Annotated in this window: 17 protein-coding genes; 15 read left to right on the forward strand and 2 right to left on the reverse strand. The window is 73.2% G+C overall.

Features of this window, described 5'->3' with window-relative positions:
- The first annotated feature begins 67 nt into the window (after positions 1–67).
- From K329_RS0109180 to K329_RS0109200, 5 genes are all read left to right on the forward strand, one after another.
- A complete protein-coding gene (locus tag K329_RS0109180; protein WP_028472795.1) occupies positions 68–1,225 on the forward strand; it encodes an HpcH/HpaI aldolase/citrate lyase family protein in 1,158 nt (385 codons plus the stop codon).
- The gene (locus tag K329_RS0109185; protein WP_028472796.1) at positions 1,222–3,768 is read left to right on the forward strand and encodes a phosphoribosyltransferase; all 2,547 of its coding nucleotides are present in this window, start codon (positions 1,222–1,224) and stop codon (positions 3,766–3,768) included. The genes K329_RS0109180 and K329_RS0109185 overlap by 4 nt, the downstream gene beginning before the upstream one ends.
- Positions 3,765–4,625, forward strand: coding sequence for an HAD family hydrolase (locus tag K329_RS25795; RefSeq protein ID WP_084541132.1), 861 nt, complete (start codon positions 3,765–3,767; stop codon positions 4,623–4,625). The genes K329_RS0109185 and K329_RS25795 overlap by 4 nt, the downstream gene beginning before the upstream one ends.
- A 24-nt stretch (positions 4,626–4,649) precedes the next feature.
- A complete protein-coding gene (locus K329_RS25810) occupies positions 4,650–7,400 on the forward strand; it encodes an FHA domain-containing protein (RefSeq protein ID WP_052336588.1) in 2,751 nt (916 codons plus the stop codon).
- A 117-nt stretch (positions 7,401–7,517) separates the two neighbouring features.
- Positions 7,518–8,402: a Bax inhibitor-1/YccA family protein gene (locus tag K329_RS0109200; protein ID WP_028472797.1), complete on the forward strand. Its 885-nt coding sequence runs from the start codon at positions 7,518–7,520 to the stop codon at positions 8,400–8,402.
- Positions 8,403–8,500: 98 nt separating this feature from the next.
- Here K329_RS0109200 and K329_RS25815 read toward each other — a convergent pair whose 3' ends face one another.
- The gene (locus tag K329_RS25815; protein ID WP_043642581.1) at positions 8,501–9,565 is read right to left on the reverse strand and encodes an SGNH/GDSL hydrolase family protein; all 1,065 of its coding nucleotides are present in this window, start codon (positions 9,563–9,565) and stop codon (positions 8,501–8,503) included.
- A 96-nt stretch (positions 9,566–9,661) separates the two neighbouring features.
- Between K329_RS25815 and K329_RS0109210 the strand changes: the two genes are divergently transcribed.
- The 9 genes from K329_RS0109210 (at position 9,662) to K329_RS0109250 (ending at position 18,216) form a co-directional block, all read left to right on the forward strand.
- On the forward strand, positions 9,662–11,080 hold the full coding sequence (locus K329_RS0109210; protein WP_028472798.1) for a cystathionine beta-synthase: 1,419 nt from the start codon (positions 9,662–9,664) through the stop codon (positions 11,078–11,080).
- Between the two features lie 165 nt (positions 11,081–11,245).
- Positions 11,246–11,890, forward strand: coding sequence for an ABC transporter permease (locus tag K329_RS0109215; RefSeq protein ID WP_028472799.1), 645 nt, complete (start codon positions 11,246–11,248; stop codon positions 11,888–11,890).
- Positions 11,887–13,143, forward strand: a complete 1,257-nt coding sequence (locus tag K329_RS25820) for an ABC transporter ATP-binding protein (protein WP_084541133.1) — start codon at positions 11,887–11,889, stop codon at positions 13,141–13,143. The genes K329_RS0109215 and K329_RS25820 overlap by 4 nt, the downstream gene beginning before the upstream one ends.
- A complete protein-coding gene (locus K329_RS0109225) occupies positions 13,140–13,955 on the forward strand; it encodes an ABC transporter permease (RefSeq protein WP_245596496.1) in 816 nt (271 codons plus the stop codon). The genes K329_RS25820 and K329_RS0109225 overlap by 4 nt, the downstream gene beginning before the upstream one ends.
- A gap of 1 nt (position 13,956) precedes the next feature.
- A complete protein-coding gene (locus tag K329_RS0109230; protein WP_043642582.1) occupies positions 13,957–14,964 on the forward strand; it encodes a glycine betaine ABC transporter substrate-binding protein in 1,008 nt (335 codons plus the stop codon).
- Positions 14,965–15,001: 37 nt separating this feature from the next.
- Complete coding sequence (locus tag K329_RS25825) at positions 15,002–15,688, forward strand: response regulator transcription factor (protein WP_043642583.1); 687 nt, start codon at positions 15,002–15,004, stop codon at positions 15,686–15,688.
- Complete coding sequence (locus tag K329_RS0109240; protein WP_028472802.1) at positions 15,685–16,467, forward strand: TSUP family transporter; 783 nt, start codon at positions 15,685–15,687, stop codon at positions 16,465–16,467. Before K329_RS25825 ends, K329_RS0109240 begins: the two co-directional genes overlap by 4 nt.
- Before the next feature lie 41 nt (positions 16,468–16,508).
- Positions 16,509–17,567: a YihY/virulence factor BrkB family protein gene (locus K329_RS25830; RefSeq protein WP_245596497.1), complete on the forward strand. Its 1,059-nt coding sequence runs from the start codon at positions 16,509–16,511 to the stop codon at positions 17,565–17,567.
- Between the two features lie 7 nt (positions 17,568–17,574).
- Positions 17,575–18,216 (forward strand): YigZ family protein, encoded by a 642-nt coding sequence (locus tag K329_RS0109250; protein ID WP_052336589.1) that lies wholly within the window; start codon positions 17,575–17,577, stop codon positions 18,214–18,216.
- 13 nt (positions 18,217–18,229) lie between these two features.
- On the opposite strand, the gene K329_RS0109255 is transcribed toward K329_RS0109250, so the two are convergent.
- Entirely contained in the window at positions 18,230–18,637 is a 408-nt protein-coding gene (locus tag K329_RS0109255; RefSeq protein ID WP_028472804.1) for a YchJ family protein, read from the reverse strand.
- A gap of 151 nt (positions 18,638–18,788) precedes the next feature.
- Here K329_RS0109255 and K329_RS25835 point away from each other — a divergent pair, with 151 nt between their 5' ends.
- Complete coding sequence (locus K329_RS25835; RefSeq protein ID WP_211225785.1) at positions 18,789–20,285, forward strand: MFS transporter; 1,497 nt, start codon at positions 18,789–18,791, stop codon at positions 20,283–20,285.
- Positions 20,286–20,308: the final 23 nt, after the last annotated feature.

A 20,308-nucleotide genomic window follows, 5' to 3' on the forward strand; every position in this document is an offset into this window, starting at 1 on the left:
GGACGGCCGTATCCTTCCCCCACCTCACCGGCGGGGGACCGGTGAAGTTCGTCCTGAGGGAGGCATCGTGCGGCACTTCGACCATCTCGGCACCGAGCTCGAGGGGCGGCTCTTCAGCCTGCCTCCGGAGGAGTTCGACCGGTCCGCCGACCGCGACGTGCTCGCGGTCGCGCTCGGCGCCACCCTCTACACGCCGGCGACCCGTCCGGCCATCGAGGCGGACCTCCTGCGCGCCTACGAGCGCGGGGTGGTGTGCTCCGTGCTCTGCCTGGAGGACGCGATCGCGGACGGCGACGTCGAGTTCGCGGAGAAGAACCTCGCCCACCAGCTGTCGCTGCTGTTCGAGACGGACCGGCCGCGTCCGCTCGTCTTCGTGCGCGTGCGCCGACCGGAGCAGGTCGGTGCCCTCGTGCAGGCCCTCGGCGACCTGGCGGTGCACCTCGACGGCATCGTCGTCCCCAAGTTCACCGCGGCGTCGGCGCCCTTCCTCGACGCGGTCGTCGAGGCCTCGGAGCGCATCGGTCGCCGGCTCTGGGTCATGCCCGTCATCGAGTCGCCGGAGGTGTTCCGGCTGGAGACCCGCCTCGAGACCCTGCTCGGCGTCCGCGAGCTGCTCGCGGCCCACCAGGAGCGGGTGCTCGCCGTACGCATCGGGGCGACCGACCTCGCCTCGATGCTCGGCCTGCGCCGTCCGGCCGACATCACCGTGTACGACGTGGCGCCCCTCGCCTCGGTCATCGGCGACATCGTCAACGTGCTCGGGCGCCGCGACGGGACCGGGTTCGTGGTCACCGGACCGGTCTGGGAGCACTTCGACAACGGCGAGCGGCTGTTCAAGCCGCAGCTGCGCGAGACGCCGTTCACGGCGCCGGCCGTCCGCGTGCTGCGCCGCAGCCTGATCAGCAAGGGGCTCGACGGCCTCATCCGCGAGGTCGCCCTCGACCAGGCCAACGGGCTGCTGGGGAAGACGGTCATCCACCCCACCCACGTCGCGGCGGTCAACGCGCTCAGCGTCGTGACGAACGAGGACCACGCCGACGCGGTCGACATCGTCGCGGCGCAGCGGGGCGGCGGCGTCGCGGCGTCGCGCTTCGGCAACAAGATGAACGAGGCCAACCCCCACCTCGCGTGGGCCAACGCCACCCTGCTGCGTGCCCGCGCGTTCGGCGTGGCCCGCGAGGACGTCACCTTCGTGGACCTCCTCGAGGCGAGCGTGCGCCTGTGAACGCCGGCGGCACGAGCGGCTGGACCGGCGCCTGGACCGCCGAGCGACTCGGCGTCGAGGTCGTCGACGCCCCCACGGAGGTCGGCGGGGAGGCGACCGCCGGCGGGCCCGGGCTCCGCATGCACGACCTGTTCGGCCTGGCGCTGCGCATCAACCCGCGACGGCCCCACCTGCTGGTGTCGACCGTGCTGGCGAAGCACGTGCCGACCGACCCCCGCGTGGTGCGGGCCGCCGGTCTGCTGCTCGGCCTCGGCGTGGCCACCCACCTGCGGCGGGCGCTGCCGGCGGACGACCTCGGCGGTCTCCTCGCCCGGGCCGTCGCGCCCGAGGCCGGTGAGGACGACCTCGTCGCCCTCGACGCCGCGGTCGCGGCGGCCACCGCCACGGTCACCGACGGGGACGGGGTCGTGCTGGGGTACGCCGAGACCGCGACCGCCCTGGGCCACCTGGTGGCGCGGGCGCTCCGCCTGCCGTCGCTCCACTCGACCCGCCGCCACGTGCCGGGTGCCGAGCCGGCCCTCGGGTTCGACGAGGCGCACTCCCACGCCACCGAGCACCTCCTGCTGCCCGTCGACCCGGCGCTCCTGGCGACCACCGGACCGGCCGTCCTCGTCGACGACGAGCTGTCGACCGGGAGCACGGCGCTCGGCACGATCCGCGCCCTGCACGCCGTGGCGCCGCGGTCGTCGTACGTGATCGCGGCCCTCGTCGACGTGCGCCGCGAGGTCGATCGCGCCCGCATGCAGGCGGTGGCCGCCGAGCTCGGCGTCAGCATCGACGTGGTCGCGCTGGCGGCGGGGGAGGTGCGCGTGCCCGACGGCGTGGTCGCCCCCGAGCCCGTCCTGCTGCCGAGGGGCGGCGCCGACAGCATCGACGGGACGGCGCTCGACGTGCCCGACGCCGGCGACGCGTGGCCCGTCGGCGTGCGGGAGTCCGGACGCCACGGGTTCACCTGGACCGACGAGTCCCCGCTCACGACCGCGGCCGGCCGGGTGGCCGCCCGACTCGTGGACCGGCTCGCGCTCACCGGCGACGACCGCGTGCTCGTGCTCGGCACGGAGGAGCTGATGTACGCCCCGCTCGCCGTCGCCGAGGCGCTCCGGGCCGCGGGTCCGGCGGCCGTGCGGTTCTCGACCACCACCCGCAGCCCCGTCCAGGTGCGCGACGTCGAGGGCTACGCCGTGCGCTCCGGCGTCCGGTTCGTGGCCCACGACCGCGACGCGGACGGCTACGGCGAGGCCGACCGCTACGCCTACAACGTGGCGGCCCCGACGCCGTGGCGGGCGATCGTGGTGGTGCTCGACCGCCCGTCGGCCACCGCGGCGCTCGACGGGCGGTCCGGCCTGCTGGCGGCGCTCGCGCCGTACGCGACCGAGGTCGTGCCCGTCGTGCTGCCGGTCGCCGGCACCGGTCCGGCGCCGCTGCACGGTCCGCACTTCGGCTCCTACGCCGCCGACGAGGTCACCTGGCTGCTGAAGGACCTCTCCCACGTGGCGCTCGAGGGCGAGCGCGAGCAGCGGGAGCAGGCGATCCAGTCGGGGGAGGCGCACTACGCCGAGTCGCTGCCCACCGAGTACCGGCCCGACGACGCCTACCGCCGGCTGTACGGCGAGCAGCTCGCCACCGTCGCCGACCGGGTGGCCTCCGCCGTCGTCACCGTCAGCGAGCTGAGCCGCCGCGTCCGTGGGCGCGACGACCTCGTGATCGTCTCGCTCGCCCGTGCGGGCACGCCGATCGGCGTGCTCATGCGACGTTGGGCCGCAAGCCACGGGTGGGACTGGCCGCACCACGCGGTCAGCATCGTCCGCGACCGCGGCATCGACCTCACGGCCATGCGCTGGCTGGCCGACCGGTACGACCCGGCACGCGTGCTCGTCGTGGACGGCTGGACGGGCAAGGGCGCGATCGCCCGCGAGTTCGCCGCCGCCGTCGCCGCGACCAACGCGGCGCTCGGCCTCTCGCCGGAGCGGGGCTTCCGCACCGACCTCGCGGTGCTCGCCGACCCGGGGGAGTGCGTCGAGCTGTACGGCACCCGCGACGACTTCCTCATCCCGTCGGCCTGCCTCAACAGCACCGTCTCGGGCCTGGTCTCGCGCACCGTGCTGAACGCCGACCTCATCGGGCCGCACGACTTCCACGGCGCGAAGTTCTACGCCGAGCTGGCGCCCGAGGACGTCTCGGGGGCCTACCTCGACGCCGTGGCGGGCCACTTCGCCGCGGTCGAGGACGCCGCGGTCGCCGAGGCCGGTCGCCTGCAGGAGTCGGACCGCACCCCCCGCTGGGCCGGCTGGGCGGCGGCCGAGAAGCTGCAGGCGGAGCACGGGCTGCCCAGCGTGAACCTGGTCAAGCCGGGCGTCGGGGAGACGACGCGGGTGCTGCTGCGCCGCGTGCCCTGGCGGGTGGTGGTGGCGCCCGAGCGGGAGGCAGACCTGCGCCACGTCCGGCTGCTCGCCGCGGAGCGCGGGGTCCCGGTGGTGGAGCAGCCCGGGCTGCCCTACTCGTGCGTCGGCATCATCCGACCGACCGAGCAGGACGGGTCGTGACCGGGCCGCAGACGGCGCCGAGCCGCGTGCTCGTCGCCTCCGACCTCGACCGCACCCTCATCTACTCCGCCGCCGCGATGGCGCTGGGGGAGTCGGTCGTCGACCCGGTCTGCGTCGAGATCTACGACGACCGTCCGACGAGCTTCATCCACCCCGACGCGCTCGCCGGCCTGGTCGCGCTGAGCGCCGCCACCTGGTTCGTGCCGGTCACGACCCGCACCCGCGCCCAGTTCGGCCGGATCGTGCTGCCCGGCGTGCGCGTCACCCACGCCGTCACGACCAACGGCGGGGTGCTGCTCTCCGACGGTGTGCCGTGCCCCGACTGGGCGGCCGAGGTCGCCCGACGTACGGCGGAGGGGGCGTCCTACCCCGAGGCGGTACGCGCGCTCGCACCCGTGTGGGAGCGCCCGTGGGTGCGGACGGTGCGCGACGCCGAGGAGCTCTTCCTCTACTGCGTGGTCGAGACGGCGGACACGCCCGCCGAGTGGTACGACGAGCTGCTCGAGGCCGTCACGGCGCTGGGGTGGGTGCTGTCGGTGCAGGGCCGCAAGTGCTACGCCATCCCGCCCGGGCTCACCAAGCAGGCGGCCGTCGCCGAGGTGGTGCGCCGGGTCGGCGCGGACGCCGTGGCGGCCGCGGGTGACTCGTGGCTGGACGCCGGGATGCTGGCAGCGGCCGACCACCCGGTCCGGCCGGCGCACGGAGAGCTGCACGACCAGGGATGGAGCACCCCGGGGCTCACGGTGACGACCTCGGCCGGGGGGCGGGCGGGCGCCGAGATCGTCGACGCGTTCCGCGGGTGGACGGCTCCGGACGGCGTGGGGTGGTCTACCGTGTCGTCCGACAACGGCCCCTGACCCCGGCGCGACCCGAGGAGACCGATGAGCGTGCCGCCTGCGGCGAACGACGGACCGACGGTGCGCGTGGGCACGGGAGGGCAGCTGCGGGAGTTCACCCCCGGCACCACCGTGACCATCGGGCGCGACGAGACCTCGAGCCTCGTGCTCCAGCACGGTGACGTCTCCCGACGTCACGCCGAGCTGCGTCACGAGAGCGGGTCGTGGTGGTTGGTCGACCTCGGCAGCACCAACGGCACCGTCGTCGACGGCTCGCGCATCGGCACCCTGCCGCTGGCGCCAGGACAGCAGCTCGACGTGCTGGTCGGCGGCCACCGCGGCGTGCCGGTCCGGGTGCACGTCGACGCCGACACCGGCCGCGCGGCGCCGCCCACCCAGTACAGCGCGCGCTCGCCGCTCGCCGGGGCCCCGGCTGCTCCGGCGGCCCCGGCCGGCCCGCAGCCACAGCGTCCGGCGTCACCGCCGCAGCCCGCGGCTCGTCCCGCCGCTCCGCCCGCGTTCCCGGGTGGTCAGCGCGGTGGTCAGCCCGGTGGTCAGCCCGGTGGTCAGCGCGGTCTGCAGCCCGGCGGTCGGCCCGGTGTCCAGCCCGGTCAGCGTCCCGCGCAGCCCCCGGCGGCGTTCCGTCCCGGTCCGGGCGGCCCCGGTCCGGGCGGCCCCGGCCCGGGTGGCCCCGGCCCGGGCGCACGCCCGCCGGGGATCGACCCGCCGACGATGGCGGCGAACGGCCCGGGTGGCCCCGGCGGCCCCGGGAGCGGCGCGATGGCGGTCCGCCGTACCCCTCCCGGCCAGCAGGCGCACGGCAAGGGCATCCTGCCGACCGGTCCGCAGCGCGGCCGCGGCGCCGTGCTCGGCCGGGCCCAGAGCTGCGACGTGGTGCTGGACGACCCACTGGTGTCGCGTCGTCACGCCGTCGTCGAGTTCGTGCCGGTGCCGGTGCTGCGCGACCTCAACAGCTTCAACGGCACGTTCCACAACGGTCACCGCCTCCGGGGCGCCGTACGTCTGACGCCCGGCGACGAGGTCCTCATCGGCAACCAGACCTACACCTGGTCGGGCGACCAGCTGGTCACCCGCAACACGCGCTCCGACCTGACGCTGGTGGTGGAGAACCTCACGACGGTCGTGAAGGGCGGCCGTCGGCTGCTCGACGGGGTGTCGCTCGAGCTGGGGCCGGCGAGCCTCACCGCCGTGATCGGTCCGTCGGGCTCCGGTAAGTCGACGATGCTCGGTGCGCTCACGGGCACGCGTCCGGCCAGCTACGGCAACGTGATCTGGCAGGGCCACGACCTCTACACGCACTACGACCACCTGCGCCACCAGATCGGCCTCGTGCCGCAGCAGGACATCCAGCACCCGCAGCTGTCGGTGCGCCAGGGGCTCTCGTACGCCGCGCGCCTGCGGCTGCCGCCCGACACGACCAAGGAGGAGCGCGGGCGCCGCGTCGACCAGGTCGTCCACCAGATGCAGCTCGGGCGCCAGATCGACAACCGGATCGGCACCCAGCTCTCGGGGGGCCAGAAGAAGCGCGTCTCCATCGCCACCGAGCTGCTCACCGCGCCGCCGCTGCTGTTCCTCGACGAGCCGACCTCGGGTCTCGACCCGGGGCTCGACCGCGACGTCATGCACCTGCTGCGCGGCCTGGCCGACGAGGGCCGCGTCGTCGTGGTGGTGACCCACTCCGTGCTGGCGCTCGACGTCTGCGACACCGTCGTGGTGATGGCCCCGGGCGGGCGCATCGCCTACTCCGGCCCGCCCGACTCGGTGCTCGCCCACTTCGGGTGCGCCGACTACCCCCAGGTCTTCGACCTGCTCGACGAGCCCGACCTCTGGCGACGGATCCCGCCCCCGCCCGGGGGCCGTCCCGACACCCACGCCCTGCCGGCCGTCAACGCGCAGCTGCCGTCGCCGCCGCGCCAGTCGTTCGCCCGCCAGTTCGCCACGCTCGTGAAGCGGTCGTTGGCCGTCATCGGCTCCGACAAGATGCTGCTGGCGATGCTCCTGCTCACCCCGCCCGCGATCGGCGGCCTCAGCCGTCTGGCCCAGGGCGGTGACGGGTTCGGGCTGTCCCGCACCGCCAACGAGGCCGGGGTGCTCTCCGCGGGGGAGGTGGTGCAGCGGCTCACGGTGTTCGTCGTCGCCGCGGCCCTGATGGGGGCGGTGATGACCATCTGGGCGCTGGTGAACGAGAGAGCCGTGTTCCAGCGGGAGTACGCCGTCGGTCTCTCGCCCGGTGTCTACCTGCTGAGCAAGGTGAGCGTCTTCGGGGTGCTGTGCTTCGTCCAGGGCGTGATCGTCACCTGGGTCGGCACGGTCGGGCTACCGGGCCCGGACGACGGGGGCGTGATCGGGCTCGGCTGGTTCGAGATCGCCATCGCCGTCGGCCTCACCTGCTCGGCGGTCGCCGTGCTGGGCCTCGCGATCAGCGCCCTGCTGACGAGCTCGGAGCAGGGGATGCCCGCGCTCATCGGCATCGTCATGCTGCAGCTGGTGTTCTCGGGCGCCATCATCGGCGTCGCCGGCCGGGCCGTGCTCGAGCAGCTGGCCTGGCTCGCGCCGGCGCGCTGGGGGTACGCCGCGACCGCGGTCACCGTGGACCTCGACCGCTCCAAGGAGACCGGCGACGGCCAGCTCGCGCCGGACCTGGAGCGCGACGTGCTCTACACGGCCAGCGTCGACCAGTGGGTGCTCAACCTGACCGTGCTCGTCGGCCTGCTCCTGCTGGCCACCGCCGTCGGCTACCTGACGGTGCGCCGCAGCGCCCGCGCAGCCTCCTGACCTGCGGGGAACTAGGAGCGCTTCCCCATCGTTGTACCTACCGAGAGCCCGTAGGATCGACCTCGGACTCCCGCCGTCAGGTGGCGGCGGATCAACTTCCGCGAGGAGTGACTTCCCATGCAGAGCAACAACCCGGTGTTCAGGCGATCGGCCGAGTTCAACGGGTCGAACGCCGGCGGCGCCCAGACCTACGCGGGTCAGGGCTACGGCCAGCAGCACGGTCAGCAGTACGGCCAGCCCGGCCAGCAGGCCGGCTACGGCGACCCGTCGTCGTGGGACATGTCCCGCACGGGCGGCCCCGCCGCCGGCGGCGGCCGGATGACGATCGACAGCGTCGTGCAGAAGACGGCGTTCTCCATCGGCACCGTCATCCTCGTCGCGCTCGCGACCTGGATCCTCACGCCCGAGATCACGACCACCAACACCGACGCGCTCGCCACCCTCGGCGCCCTCGCGGGCGTCGGCGCGCTGGCGGCGTTGGGCCTCTCGATTGTCATCTCGCTCAAGCGGGTCGTCAGCCCGGCGCTCGTGATGGTCTTCGCGGCCGTCGAGGGCCTCATGCTCGGTGCGCTGAGCAAGATGTTCAACGCGATGTTCGACGGCGGCGTCGTCACCGGCGCGGTCATCGGCACGTTCGCGGCCTTCGCGGGCACCCTGGCGGCCTACAAGGTGCTCAACATCCGCGTCGGCGACAAGTTCCGCATCTTCGTCGTCGCGGCCATGTTCGGCATGGTGGGCCTCGGCCTCATGGAGCTCGTGCTCGGCGTCTTCGGCGCGCAGATCGGCCTGTTCGGCTTCGGCGGTCTCGGCACGATCATGGCGATCGTCGGCCTGGTGCTCGGTGTCTTCATGCTGATCCTCGACTTCGACTTCGTGGAGCGCGGCATCGCTGCCGGCCTCGACGAGCGCGAGTCGTGGCGCGCGGCCTTCGGCATGACCGTGAGCCTCGTGTGGATCTACACGAACCTGCTCCGCCTGCTGGCCATCTTCAGCCAGGACTGACCCGGTCGCGCCTCGGCGCGCATCACCTCGAACGACACGACGGCGTCGGGCCTACGGGCCCGTCGCCGTCGTCGTACGTGGGGGAGCGGTGCTGCCGCTCAGCCCGCCGCGGACTCCTCGGCGGTCGCCGCGTCGGACGGGAGCGGGTGGTCGTCGGTGGCGTCCTCGTGCTCCGGTCCGGCACTGTCGGGCTGGGCCCGCCGGCGACGGTGGCGCAGCTCCACCCAGCGACCGCGCACGCTGCGACGGTTGCCTGCGACCTCGGTGCCGCCGAGCTCGGTGCCCGGCGTGCGGACCGCCTCGATGGCGGCCTGCGCGATCGGCAGCACGCGCTCGCCGCGGAACGCCGCGGGCAGCCGCTCGTCCTCGGGCGCCTCGCCGAGGGCGGCGAGCACCGACGGGAGCAGCACCGCCGCCATCTGGGCGTAGCCGTCGGCGGACGGGTGGAACTGGTCGGGCCCGAACAGCAGCGCAGGGGCCGCCTCGAACTCCGGTCCCAGGACCGAGCCGAGGGAGACCGTGCGGCCCTCCTCCTCGACGACGGCGATCGTCTGCGCGGCGGCGAGCCGGCGCGACCACGAGCGGGCGATCTGCTTGAGCGGCGGCGGGATCGGCTTGATCGTGCCCAGGTCGGGGCACGTGGCGACGACGACCTCGCAGCCGATCGCCCGGAAGCGGCGGACCGCCTCGGCGAGGTGCTGCACGGACTCCGACGGCTTGACGACGTGGGTGACGTCGTTGCCGCCGATGACGATGACGGCCACGTCCGGCTCCACGGGCAGGGCGCCGTCGACCTGCGGGGGGAGCCCGCTGGACTGGGCGCCGACCACGGAGAAGGTGCGCAGGTAGACCCGGCGGTCGGCGTGCTCCGCCAGTCCCGAGGCGAGCAGGGCGCCGGGGGTCTCGGAGACGCGCTCCACGCCGTACCCGCCGGCGAGGGAGTCGCCGAGGACGACGATGGTGAACGCGGGGCCGGGACGGCCACGGCCGTACCAGCCGGTGGGGTTGGGGGGCGGGTCCTCCCGCGGGTCGCCGATGACCTTGCGCGCGACGGTCGCCTCGGCGCGCAGGAGCCCGTAGAGCCCTGCTCCGACGACCGACAGGCCGCCTCCGCCGTAGGCAGCGGCGGCCGCGAGCTTCCTGGCTGCTGCTGCTCTCCCCACCCCGGCATCCTACGGAACGGCCCCCCGCCCCCGCAGGCGGTGCGGGCAACGGGGCAGGAAGCCGGTCGCGGCGCCGGTCCGGGCTAGATTCGTCCCATGCAGTTCGTGACCTCGCTCCTCGACCTCATCGGCAACACGCCGCTCCTCCAGCTCGACCGGGTGCTCGACCGCCCGGACAGCTCCCCGACGGAGGACTCTTCGGGGGAGGGCAGGGGCCCCCTGGTGCTGGCGAAGGTCGAGTACCTCAACCCCGGCGGCTCCGTGAAGGACCGCATCGCGACGCGCATGATCGAGGCCGCGGAGGCCTCCGGCGAGCTGAAGCCGGGCGGCGTGATCGTCGAGCCGACCTCCGGCAACACCGGGGTCGGCCTCGCGATGGTGGCCCAGGCGAAGGGCTACCACTGCATCTTCGTGTGCCCCGACAAGGTCAGCGAGGACAAGCGCAACGTGCTCAAGGCGTACGGCGCGGAGGTCGTGGTCTGCCCGACCGCCGTGGCGCCGGAGCACCCCGACTCCTACTACAACGTCTCCGACCGCCTCGTCCGCGAGACGCCGGGCGCCTGGAAGCCGAACCAGTACGCGAACCCCCACAACCCGCGGTCGCACTACGAGACGACCGGTCCCGAGATCTGGGCGCAGACCGACGGCCGCGTCACGCACTTCGTGACCGGCGTCGGCACGGGCGGCACCATCTCCGGCATCGGGCGCTACCTCAAGGAGCAGAACCCGGACGTCCAGATCATCGGCGCCGACCCCGCCGGCTCGGTCTACTCGGGCGGGTCCGGCCGGCCGTACCTCGTCGAGGGCGTGGGCGAGGACTTCTGGCCCGACACCTACGACCGCACCGTCGCGGACCGCATCATCGAGGTCTCCGACGCCGACTCGTTCGCGTTCACCCGGCGCCTGGCCCGCGAGGAGGCGCTGCTGGTCGGCGGCTCGTCGGGCATGGCGGCGTACGCCGCGGTGCAGCTCGCCCACGAGCTGGCCGGCACCCCCGAGGGCGACGCCGCGGTCATCGTCGTGCTCCTGCCCGACTCCGGTCGCGGCTACCTGACGAAGGTCTTCAACGACGAGTGGCTGGGGCAGTACGGCTTCCTCGCCCCGAGCTCGGAGCAGACCGTCGGCGAGGTGCTGCGCGGCAAGGACGGGCGCCTGCCCGACCTCGTGCACACCCACCCCAGCGAGACGATCGCCGAGGCCGTGCACATCCTCCAGGAGTACGGCGTGAGCCAGATGCCCGTCGTGCGGGCCGAGCCTCCCGTCGTCGCGGCGGAGGTGGCGGGGTCCGTCTCCGAGCGCGACCTGCTCGACGCGCTGTTCACGGGCCGCGCCCGCCTGACCGACCAGGTCGAGGACCACATGTCGGCCCCGCTGCCGACGATCGGGGCCTCCACGGCGGCCGCCGAGGCCGTGCACGTGCTCGAGGGCGCCGACGCGCTGCTCGTGCAGGAGGACGGCAAGCCGGTGGGCGTGCTGACCCGCCAGGACCTGCTGCGCCACCTCTCGCGCAGCTGACCTGACCTGCCCCGACCGGCCACCGGTCGGGGAGGTGCCACGCATGACCGAACGGCTCCCGGGTACTACCCGGGAGCCGTTGTCATGACGGGCGGTCCTCGACACGGACCCTCCCTCGTGCTGGGGTGGGACACCCGTGCAGGACGAGCGAAGGGATCCGTTGAGGTGGGGGACTTCATCGCGGAGCGGCGACAACAGATCGCCTACGACATGTTCCAGCACGCGAACCTGGTGTTCCAGTGCGTGCTGGTGGCGACGATCGTGGCCGTCGGGCTCGCGGTGGTGATCAACCGCTACCGGGCCTTGGAGCCCGTCGCCAACGCCGTCTCGGCCATCGGGCTGACCCTGCCGTCGTTCGCGCTCGTCGGGCTGCTGCTCCCGGTCGCGGGCCTGGGCACCACCACGGCGTTCCTCTGCGTGGTCTTCTACGCGGTGCTGCCCGTGCTGCGCAACGCCGTCGTCGGGCTCGCCGGCGTCGACGACACGCTGCTCGAGTCGGCCCGCGGCATGGGGATGAGCCCGGTCGGGGTGCTGGTGAAGGTGCAGCTGCCGCTGGCGTGGCCCGTCATCCTCGCCGGGGTGCGCACCTCGATGCAGATGTCGATGGGCATCGCGGCGATCGCGGCGTACGTGCTCGGCCCCGGTCTGGGGTCCTACATCTGGCGCGGCCTCGTGCAGGCCGGTGGCGCCAACGCCCTCAACTACGCCCTCGTCGGCACCGTCGGCATCGTCATCGTGGCGCTCGTCGCCGACCTCCTGCTGCTCGTCCTCGGGCGGCTCACCATCTCGAAGGGAGTGCGGGTCGCATGACCGAGAGCACGGAGAACACCGAGAACACGCAGAACACCGAGAACACCCGGAGCACCGAGAAGGACCGTCAGGTCAGCGGGGTCGAGATCGACCTGCGCGACGTCGTGAAGCGCTACCCGGGCCAGAAGAGCGCCGCGGTCGAGAGCCTCTCGCTCACCGTGCCCGCCGGTGAGCTGGTGATGTTCATCGGCCCGTCCGGCTGCGGCAAGACCACGTCGCTCAAGATGATCAACCGGCTCATCGAGCCGACCTCCGGCACCATCACCATCGGTGGTGAGGACGTGCGCAGCCGCGACGCCGACGAGCTGCGCCGCACCATCGGCTACGTCATCCAGGGCGGCAGCCTCTTCCCGCACATGACGGTCGCGGACAACATCGCGGTCGTGCCCAAGCTGCTCAAGTGGTCGAAGCAGAAGATCGCCGACCGGACGGAGGAGCTGCTCGACCTCGTCGGCCTCGAGCCGGGCCGCTACCGCGACCGCTACCCGCGCGAGCTCTCGGGAGGCCAGCAGCAGCGTGTCGGAGTGGCCCGCGGTCTCGCTGCCGACCCGCCGGTGGTGCTGATGGACGAGCCGTTCGGCGCCGTCGACCCGATCACGCGGCAGCGCCTGCAGGACGAGATGCTCGGGATCCAGCGCGAGCTGGGCAAGACCATCGTCTGCGTCACCCACGACATCGACGAGGCCATCAAGCTCGGCGACCGCATCCTGATCTTCTCGGAGGGTGCTCGCATCGAGCAGTACGACACCCCCGAGAACGTGCTCGCCGCCCCGGCCAACGACTTCGTGGCCGACTTCGTGGGCGCGGGCTCCACCCTCAAGCAGCTCAGCCTCTCGCGCGTGAGCGAGCTCGAGATGGGCTCGTGGACGACCGCGCGCCTGGGGGACGACTCCTCCGACGCCGTACGGCGGGCCGAGGCGGCCGGCCACGACTGCGTGGTCGTGCTCGACGAGCGCAACCGTCCCGTCTCCTGGCCGTGGTTGCGCAACCTGCGCCGCCAGGACCGGATCGACGTTCCCCGCCGCGACGAGCTGGTGACGCTCGACCGGCGCGCGACCCTCAACGACGCCCTCGACACCATGCTGAGCTCGTCGCACGCCGCGGCGATCGTCACCGGTGACCGCGACCAGTACGTGGGTGTCGTCGACTTCGTCTCGGTCACGAACCACATCCGGGGCCAGGAGGCCGCCGCGCAGCAGGCCGTCGCCCAGGAGGCGCGGGCCGAGGAGGCCCGCGCCGAGGACGCGTCGTGAGCGCCACGGTCGTCGACCCGGAGACCTCGGGACCGGAGGGCGCCGAGGTCCCGGCCCGCCGCGGGCTCCTCGCGGGACGCACGATCACCCGCGAGACCGTGCTGATGCTGGTGGTGCCTCCGCTGCTGGTGGCCGCGGCGTTCGGCGGTTTCGTCGTCTGGCGCCAGACCGCCGAGCTCGACGCCGTCGAGGCCCAGCAGCTGCGGTGGGGCACGCTGCAGCGGCTGTTCGTCGAGCACGTGCAGCTCACGGTCGTCGCGGCGATCGTCGTCGTGGCGGTCTCGATCCCGCTCGGCATCGGTCTCACCCGCGGGGCACTGAAGCGGGCGTCGCCGGTGGTGGTGGGCATCGCCAACGCCGGGCAGGCCGCACCGTCGGTCGGCCTGATCGTGCTGCTCTTCCTCTGGCTCGGCAGCGGTTTCTGGACGGCGATCATCGGCCTCAGCCTGTACGGCGTGCTGCCGGTGCTGCGCAACACCATCACCGGCATCCAGGCGGTCGACCCGACGCTCGTCGAGGCCGCCCGCGGGGTCGGCATGACGTCGTGGCAGACGTTGCGCAAGGTCGAGCTGCCCCTCGCCGTGCCGGTCATCATGGCCGGGGTGCGCACCTCCCTGGTGCTCATCGCCGGCACCGCCTCGCTCGCCTGCTTCATCAACGCCGGCGGCCTGGGCGAGGTGCTGCAGACCGGCATCTCGCTGTTCCGCTTCTCGCTGATGATCACCGGAGCGCTGCTCATCGCCCTCCTCGCGCTGCTGATCGAGTGGATCGGCCGCGTGCTCGAGACCGTCTACCGGCCGAAGGGGGTCTGACATGGCTCGGACCGATCGGACCACCTCCCGCCTGCGGCGCCCCGGCGTCGCCGCGGCCGCCCTCCTCACGGTGGGCGCCCTGCTGTCGGGCTGCGGCCTCGGCACCGCCGGCGGCTACGTGCCCGAGGGAGCGCTCGCCGGCGACGTCGAGGGCGTCTCCCTCGACGGCGCGTCGATCTCGGTGGGGTCGAAGAACTTCAACGAGAACGTCATCCTCGGCAAGATGGCGATCATCCTGTTCCGCGCGGCCGGCGCCGACGTCGTCGACCTCACCAACATCCCCGGGAGCGCAGCGGCCCGGCAGGCCCACGTGGAGGGCCAGATCGACGCGATGTGGGAGTACACGGGCACGGGCTGGCTCGTCTACCTCGGCGAGGCCGAGCCGATCCTCGACGAGGAGGAGCAGTACCAGGCGGTCGCCGACGAGGACCTCGCGCAGAACGACCTGGTGTGGCTGCCGCCGGCGCCGATGAACAACACCTACGCCTTCGCGATGAACCCGGAGGTGACGGAGCGGCTCGGCATCGAGAGCCTCTCCCAGATCGCCGAGCTCCCGGTCGAGGAGCGCACGTTCTGCGTGGAGTCGGAGTTCACGAACCGCCAGGACGGCCTGCCCGGGATGCTCGAGACCTACGGCATCCCGCTCGACGACCCCCAGGGCACGCCCGAGTCGAACCTCCGCACCTACCAGACCGGCGCGATCTACGACGCGACCGCGAAGGGCGAGTGCAACTTCGGCGAGGTCTTCACGACCGACGGGCGCATCCTCGCGCTCGACCTCACCGTGCTCACCGACGACCAGGAGTACTTCCCGAAGTACAACGTCTCGCTGGTGCTGCGCGAGGAGGTCGCGGAGGACCATCCGGAGATCGAGGAGCTGATGGCACCCGTCACGGAGCGCCTCACTGACGAGGTCATGCTCGACCTCAACGCCCGGGTCGACGTCGACGGCGAGGAGCCCGCGGACGTCGCGTTCGACTGGCTGCAGGAGGAGGGCTTCGTCTCGTGACACGTCCGGGGCCGCACGCACCGTAGAGTGCGGCCCCATGACCACCAGGGTGCCGCTGCGCCTCTCGATCGTGAACGACTACGAGATCGTCGTCGCCGGGCTGAACGGCATGCTCGCGCCGTACGCCGAGCGGGTGCAGGTGGTCGAGGTCGCGGCGGGCACGACGGGTGGACGTGGCGCCGACCTGGTGCTCTTCGACTCCTTCGCCCGGCCGGTCAACACCCGCATCCGCATGGAGGAGATCGCCCGCCCCGGCACGCCGGTGGTGGTCTACACCTGGGACACCCGGCCCGAGATCCGGCAGCGCGCCGTCGCGTGGGGCGCCGCCGCCTGCATCTCGAAGACCGTCAGCGCCGCCGAGCTGGTCGACGTGCTCGAGGCCGTGCGGCGGGGGTCCGCCTACGGGGTCCTCCCGGTGGGCACCCAGAGCCGTCGCGGCCGGGGGACCGGTCGCACCTGGCCCGGCCAGCTGGTCGGGCTGACCGAGCGCGAGGCCGAGGTCGTGGCCCTCATCGCGGCCGGCCACAGCAACGCCGAGATCGCCGAGATGCTCCACGTGAGCATCAACTCCGTGAAGACCTACATCCGCAGCGCCTACCGCAAGGCCGGGGTGACGCGCCGCAGCCAGGCCGTGCTGTGGGCCATCGACCACGGCTTCGGCGGCGACCTCGTCCGTCACCGCGGGGCCGACGTGCCCGACGCGGTGCCGAGCCGCGTGCGTTGAACGGGCTCTCACCCGAGCTCCTCACCCTCCTCGTCGTCGCCGGGCTCGTGGCCGGATACGTCGACGCGGTTGTCGGCGGGGGCGGGCTCGTGCAGCTGCCGAGCCTCCTGCTGGCCCTGCCGGTGGCCTCGCCGGTGGAGGTGCTCGCGACCAACAAGCTGGCCTCCGCGCTCGGGGTGACGGTGAGCGCGGCGACCTACTACCGCCGGGTGAGACCCGACCCGCGCACGTTCGTGCCCCTCATGGCGTGCGCCTTCGTCGGCTCCCTGGGCGGCGCCCTGGTGGCGTCCCTCATCCCGCGCTCGGCGTTCGAGCCGATCATCCTCGTCGTGCTGGTCGGCGTCGGCGGCTACGTGCTGTTCCGTCCCGACCTGGGGTCGGTGACGGCGATGCGCTGGGAGGGTCGCGGCACGACGGTCGCGGCGGTCGGCACCGGGCTGCTCGTCGGGCTCTACGACGGCGCGCTCGGCCCGGGCACCGGCTCGTTCTTCGTGCTCGCGCTGGTGGGCCTCGTCGGCTACGACTTCCTCACCGCGTCGGCCAACGCGCGGCTCGCGAACTGGGCCACGAACGTCGCCGCGCTGGTGATCTTCGTGCCGCAGGGGGCGGTGCTGTGGGGCGTCGGTCTCGTCGTCGGGGTCGCGAACATCGTCGGCAGCTACCTCGGCGCCCGCACGGCGGTCAGCAGGGGGTCCGGGTTCGTCCGGGTGTTCTTCGTGGTGGTCGTCAGCGGTTTCGTCGTACGCATCGGCGGCGAGCTGCTCGGGCTCTGGGGCTGAGAAGGGGCGGATCCGGCCCTGCCACCGGGTACCGTTCGCAGGTGGGCATCGCCGGGGGCATCGACCGCTTCCAGCGGCGTTTTCCGCCGGTGTCGATCCCGCTCGCCGTCATCTACAAGTACGGCGACGACCAGGGCAACTACCTCGCGGCGATCATCTCGTTCTACGCCTTCCTCGGCATCTTCCCGCTGCTGCTCCTCGCGACCTCGATCCTCGGCTTCTTCCTCCAGGGCAGCCCGGGCCTGCAGGACCAGGTGCTCAACTCCGCGCTCAGCAACTTCCCGATCATCGGCGACCAGCTGGGCCGGCCCGAGGGCCTCGAGGGCTCCACCGGCGCGATCGTGGTCGGGTCGCTCGCCGCCCTGTACGGCGCGATGGGCCTCGGCCTGGCCGTCCAGAACGCGCTGCACACGGCGTGGTCGGTGCCGCGCAACAGCCGCCCGAACCCCTTCCTCCTGCGGCTCAAGAGCCTGTTCCTGCTGCTCGTCGCGGGGGTGGCCGTCCTGGCGGTCAGCGCCGTGTCGGTGATCGGCAACAACACCGAGCTCTTCGGCCGCTTCGACGGGCTGGGCCGGCTCTTCATCAGCTCGGGCACCGTGCTGGTCACCGCGATCGTGCTCACCTACCTCTTCCGGATGGCGGCGGGACGCCGACACCGGTTCTGGTCGGCGGCGCCCGGCGCGATCGTCGTCGCCCTGCTGTGGCACTCGCTGCAGTACATCGGTGCGCTCTACGTCGTGCGGGTGCTCGGGTCGACGTCGTCGATGAACCAGACGTTCGGGCTCGTCCTCGGCCTCATGGGCCTCATCTACCTCGCCTCGATGATGGTCGTGCTCGGCATCGAGGTGAACGTCGTGATGATGCGCAAGCTCTACCCCCGTGCTCTCCTCACCCCGTTCACGGACGCGGTCGACCTCACCGAGGCTGACAAGCGCGCCTACATCGGCTACGCCCGCGCCCAGCGGCACAAGGGCTTCCAGGAGGTCACGGTGAGCTTCGAGAAGCTCGACGCGCCCGAGCTGGCGCCGGACACCGAGCTGCAGCCCGACCCCGGTCTCTACGGCCCCGGCGTCGTACCGCCCGTGCGCCCCGCCAAGTGACCACCCGATGAGTGCCGGGGCGACGGACTTCTACCTCGTGCCCGCGGCCGACGGCGCGGTCGAGATCGAGGTGCGGCGCTCCCGCTTCCTCGCCACCGTCGCGCGGGTCGACGACGAGGCGGGCGCGCGGGCGCTGACCGAGCGCCTGCGCCGCGCGCACTGGGACGCCGGCCACCACTGCACGGCCCACCGACTCGGTCCCGAGGGCGCCCTGCAGCGCTCCAGCGACGACGGCGAGCCCTCCGGGACGGCCGGTGCGCCGATGCTCGAGGTGCTCCGGGGGCGGGAGGTCTCCGACGTGGCCGTGGTGGTGACGCGGTGGTTCGGGGGCGTGCTCCTCGGCGCGGGCGGCCTGGTGCGGGCGTACGGCGACGCGGTGCGCGCGGTGCTCGACGAGGTCGGCACGCGGCAGCGCCGGCGGGTGGCCGAGCTCGACCTGGAGGTCGACCACGCCGGCGCCGGCCGCCTCGAGAGCGACCTGCGCTCGCGCGGGGTCGTCGTGGTCGACGTGGCGTACGGCGCCCGCGTCACCCTGCGGGTCGGGGTGCCGCCGGCCGACACCGACGGGTTCAGCGCACTGCTCGCGTCGCTGACCGCCGGCGCCGTGACGGCCCGGCCGGTCGGCGAGGTCTGGGTGGACGCGGGCTGAGCCGTCCTCCGCGTCAGGCCAGGTCGCCGTCGACGTAGACCCAGCGCCGGCCGCGGCGCTCGAACCGGCTCGTCTCCGCCATCACGCCCGGCCCGCCGGGGCCGTCGTGGTGGGCCCGGAAGGCGACCACCCCCACGGTGTCGTCCGGTCCTCCGGCGTCGGTGCGCACGATCTCCAGCCCCGTCCAGGTCGTCCGGGGGTCGGGGTCGACGTCGTCCGGCCGGGTGCGGGGGTGCCAGGTGCGGAAGAGGTGGTCGGCTCCCGTGCGACCGCCGACGGCGTACGCGGCGTAGCGCGACCGCATCAGCTCCTCCGCGGTACCCGCCTGCGCGGCCCCGCGGTGCAGGCGACCGCAGCAGGCGTCGTACGTGCGGCCGGTGCCGCAGGGGCACCCGGTGGGGTCGAACGGCGTCGCGGGCACGCCGGGAGCCTAGGGGCTCGGAGGGCGCCCCGGGCGGTGAGACCACGGTCTCGCCCCCGCGGGTAGCGCGCTCGCGCCGGATCCGCCGTACTGTGGGCCGCACTTTGGTTGTGTTGCGCAACTGATCTGGGCGTGAGGACGTGGAGCAGGCGTGAGTGGACGGGTGACGACGAGCAGGACCGAGCACGCTCACGAGGTGCTGCCCGCCGCCCCGCCCCGCAAGGGCTCCCTCCCCGTCACCTACGCCGTCCTCACCGTCGCGGTCTCCGCGTTCACGCTCCTGCAGTCGATGGTCGTGCCGGTGCTGGCGACCATCGCCGACGAGCTGGAGACCGACCAGGCGACGGTGACGTGGGTGCTGACGGCGTACCTGCTGTCGGCCGCGATCTGCACGCCGCTGGTCGGCCGCATCGGTGACGTCGTCGGCAAGCAGCGGATGCTCGTCTTCACCCTCGTCGCCCTGTCGGTCGGCTCGATGATGGCGGCGCTGTCGCCGAGCGTCGGCTGGCTGATCGCCGCGCGCGTCATCCAAGGCGTCGGCGGCGGCGTGCTGCCGCTGGCGTTCGGCATCATCCGCGACGAGTTCGCCGAGCGGCACCGGGGCACGGCGCTGAGCGTCGTCGCGTCGCTGGCCTCCGTCGGGTTCGGCGTGGGCATCGTGGTCTCGGGCCCGATCGTCGGGTCGCTGGGCTACGCCTGGCTCTTCTGGCTCCCGATGATCGCCACCGGTCTCGCGGCCGTGGCGGCGTGGCGCCTCATCCCGCCGTCGCCGCTGGCGGAGGCGACCAAGCTGCCGCTCGTGCCCGCCCTGCTCCTCGCGGCCTGGCTCGTCGCGCTCCTGCTCGGCATCAGCCGCGGCAACGAGTGGGGCTGGGCCTCGCCGCAGGTGATCGCCCTCCTCACCACGGCGGCCGTGCTGGCGGTCGTCTGGATGCTCGTGGAGACCCGCGTGCCCGTGCCGATGATCGACATGGCGATGATGCGCCACCGCGGCGTGTGGACCTCGAACCTCGTCGGGGCGTGCGTGGGGTTCGGCATGTACTCCTCGCTCGGCTTCCTGCCCCAGTTCCTGCAGGCTCCCCCGGAGGCGGGCTACGGCTTCGGGGCCACCGTCACCGAGTCGGGCCACTTCATCCTGCCGTCGGCCGGCGCGAGCTTCCTCATGGGCTTCGTCGCGGGCTGGCTGGTGCACAAGCTCGGCGCGCGCTACGTGATCGCGGCCGGCTGCGGCATCGTGGCCGTCTCGTTCTTCGCGATCGCGTTCTGGCACTCCGAGCCGTGGCAGATCTACGCGTGGATGACGCTGCAGGGCGTCGGCAACGGCGTCGTGTTCTCGAGCCTCGCGGGCGTCGTGATCGCGTCGGTGAGCCCGTCGCAGACCGGTGTCGCCGGGGGCATGAACATGAACATCCGCACCATCGGCGGCTCGATCGGCACGGCCGTCATGGCGGGCATCGTCACCAGCCACATCGCGGCCTCGGGCCTGCCGGACGAGCGCGGCTACGTCATCGGCTTCGTGATGATCGCGGTCGCGATGGTGGTCGCCACCCTCGTCGCGTTCCGGATCCCGAACCTCCACGACGCGGTCCAGGAGGCGCCCGACCCCGAGCGGGCCCGGCTGGCCGGGCGGATGCCCGCGCGGCTGTGACCGGGCTCGGCTAGCGTCCCGGG

The organism is Nocardioides alkalitolerans DSM 16699 (assembly GCF_000426525.1).
In the GTDB taxonomy this organism is placed as follows: Bacteria; Actinomycetota; Actinomycetes; order Propionibacteriales; family Nocardioidaceae; genus Nocardioides; species Nocardioides alkalitolerans.

Bases quoted from the DNA above. Each gene is read 5' to 3' on its own strand.
- K329_RS0109200 (WP_028472797.1), top strand. From the start codon at position 7,518: ATGCAGAGCAACAACCCGGTGTTCAGGCGATCGGCCGAGTTCAACGGG.
- K329_RS25825 (WP_043642583.1), top strand. From the start codon at position 15,002: ATGACCACCAGGGTGCCGCTGCGCCTCTCGATCGTGAACGACTACGAG.
- K329_RS0109230 (WP_043642582.1), top strand. From the start codon at position 13,957: ATGGCTCGGACCGATCGGACCACCTCCCGCCTGCGGCGCCCCGGCGTC.
- K329_RS0109250 (WP_052336589.1), top strand. From the start codon at position 17,575: ATGAGTGCCGGGGCGACGGACTTCTACCTCGTGCCCGCGGCCGACGGC.
- K329_RS25810 (WP_052336588.1), top strand. From the start codon at position 4,650: ATGAGCGTGCCGCCTGCGGCGAACGACGGACCGACGGTGCGCGTGGGC.
- K329_RS0109210 (WP_028472798.1), top strand. From the start codon at position 9,662: ATGCAGTTCGTGACCTCGCTCCTCGACCTCATCGGCAACACGCCGCTC.
- K329_RS25820 (WP_084541133.1), top strand. From the start codon at position 11,887: ATGACCGAGAGCACGGAGAACACCGAGAACACGCAGAACACCGAGAAC.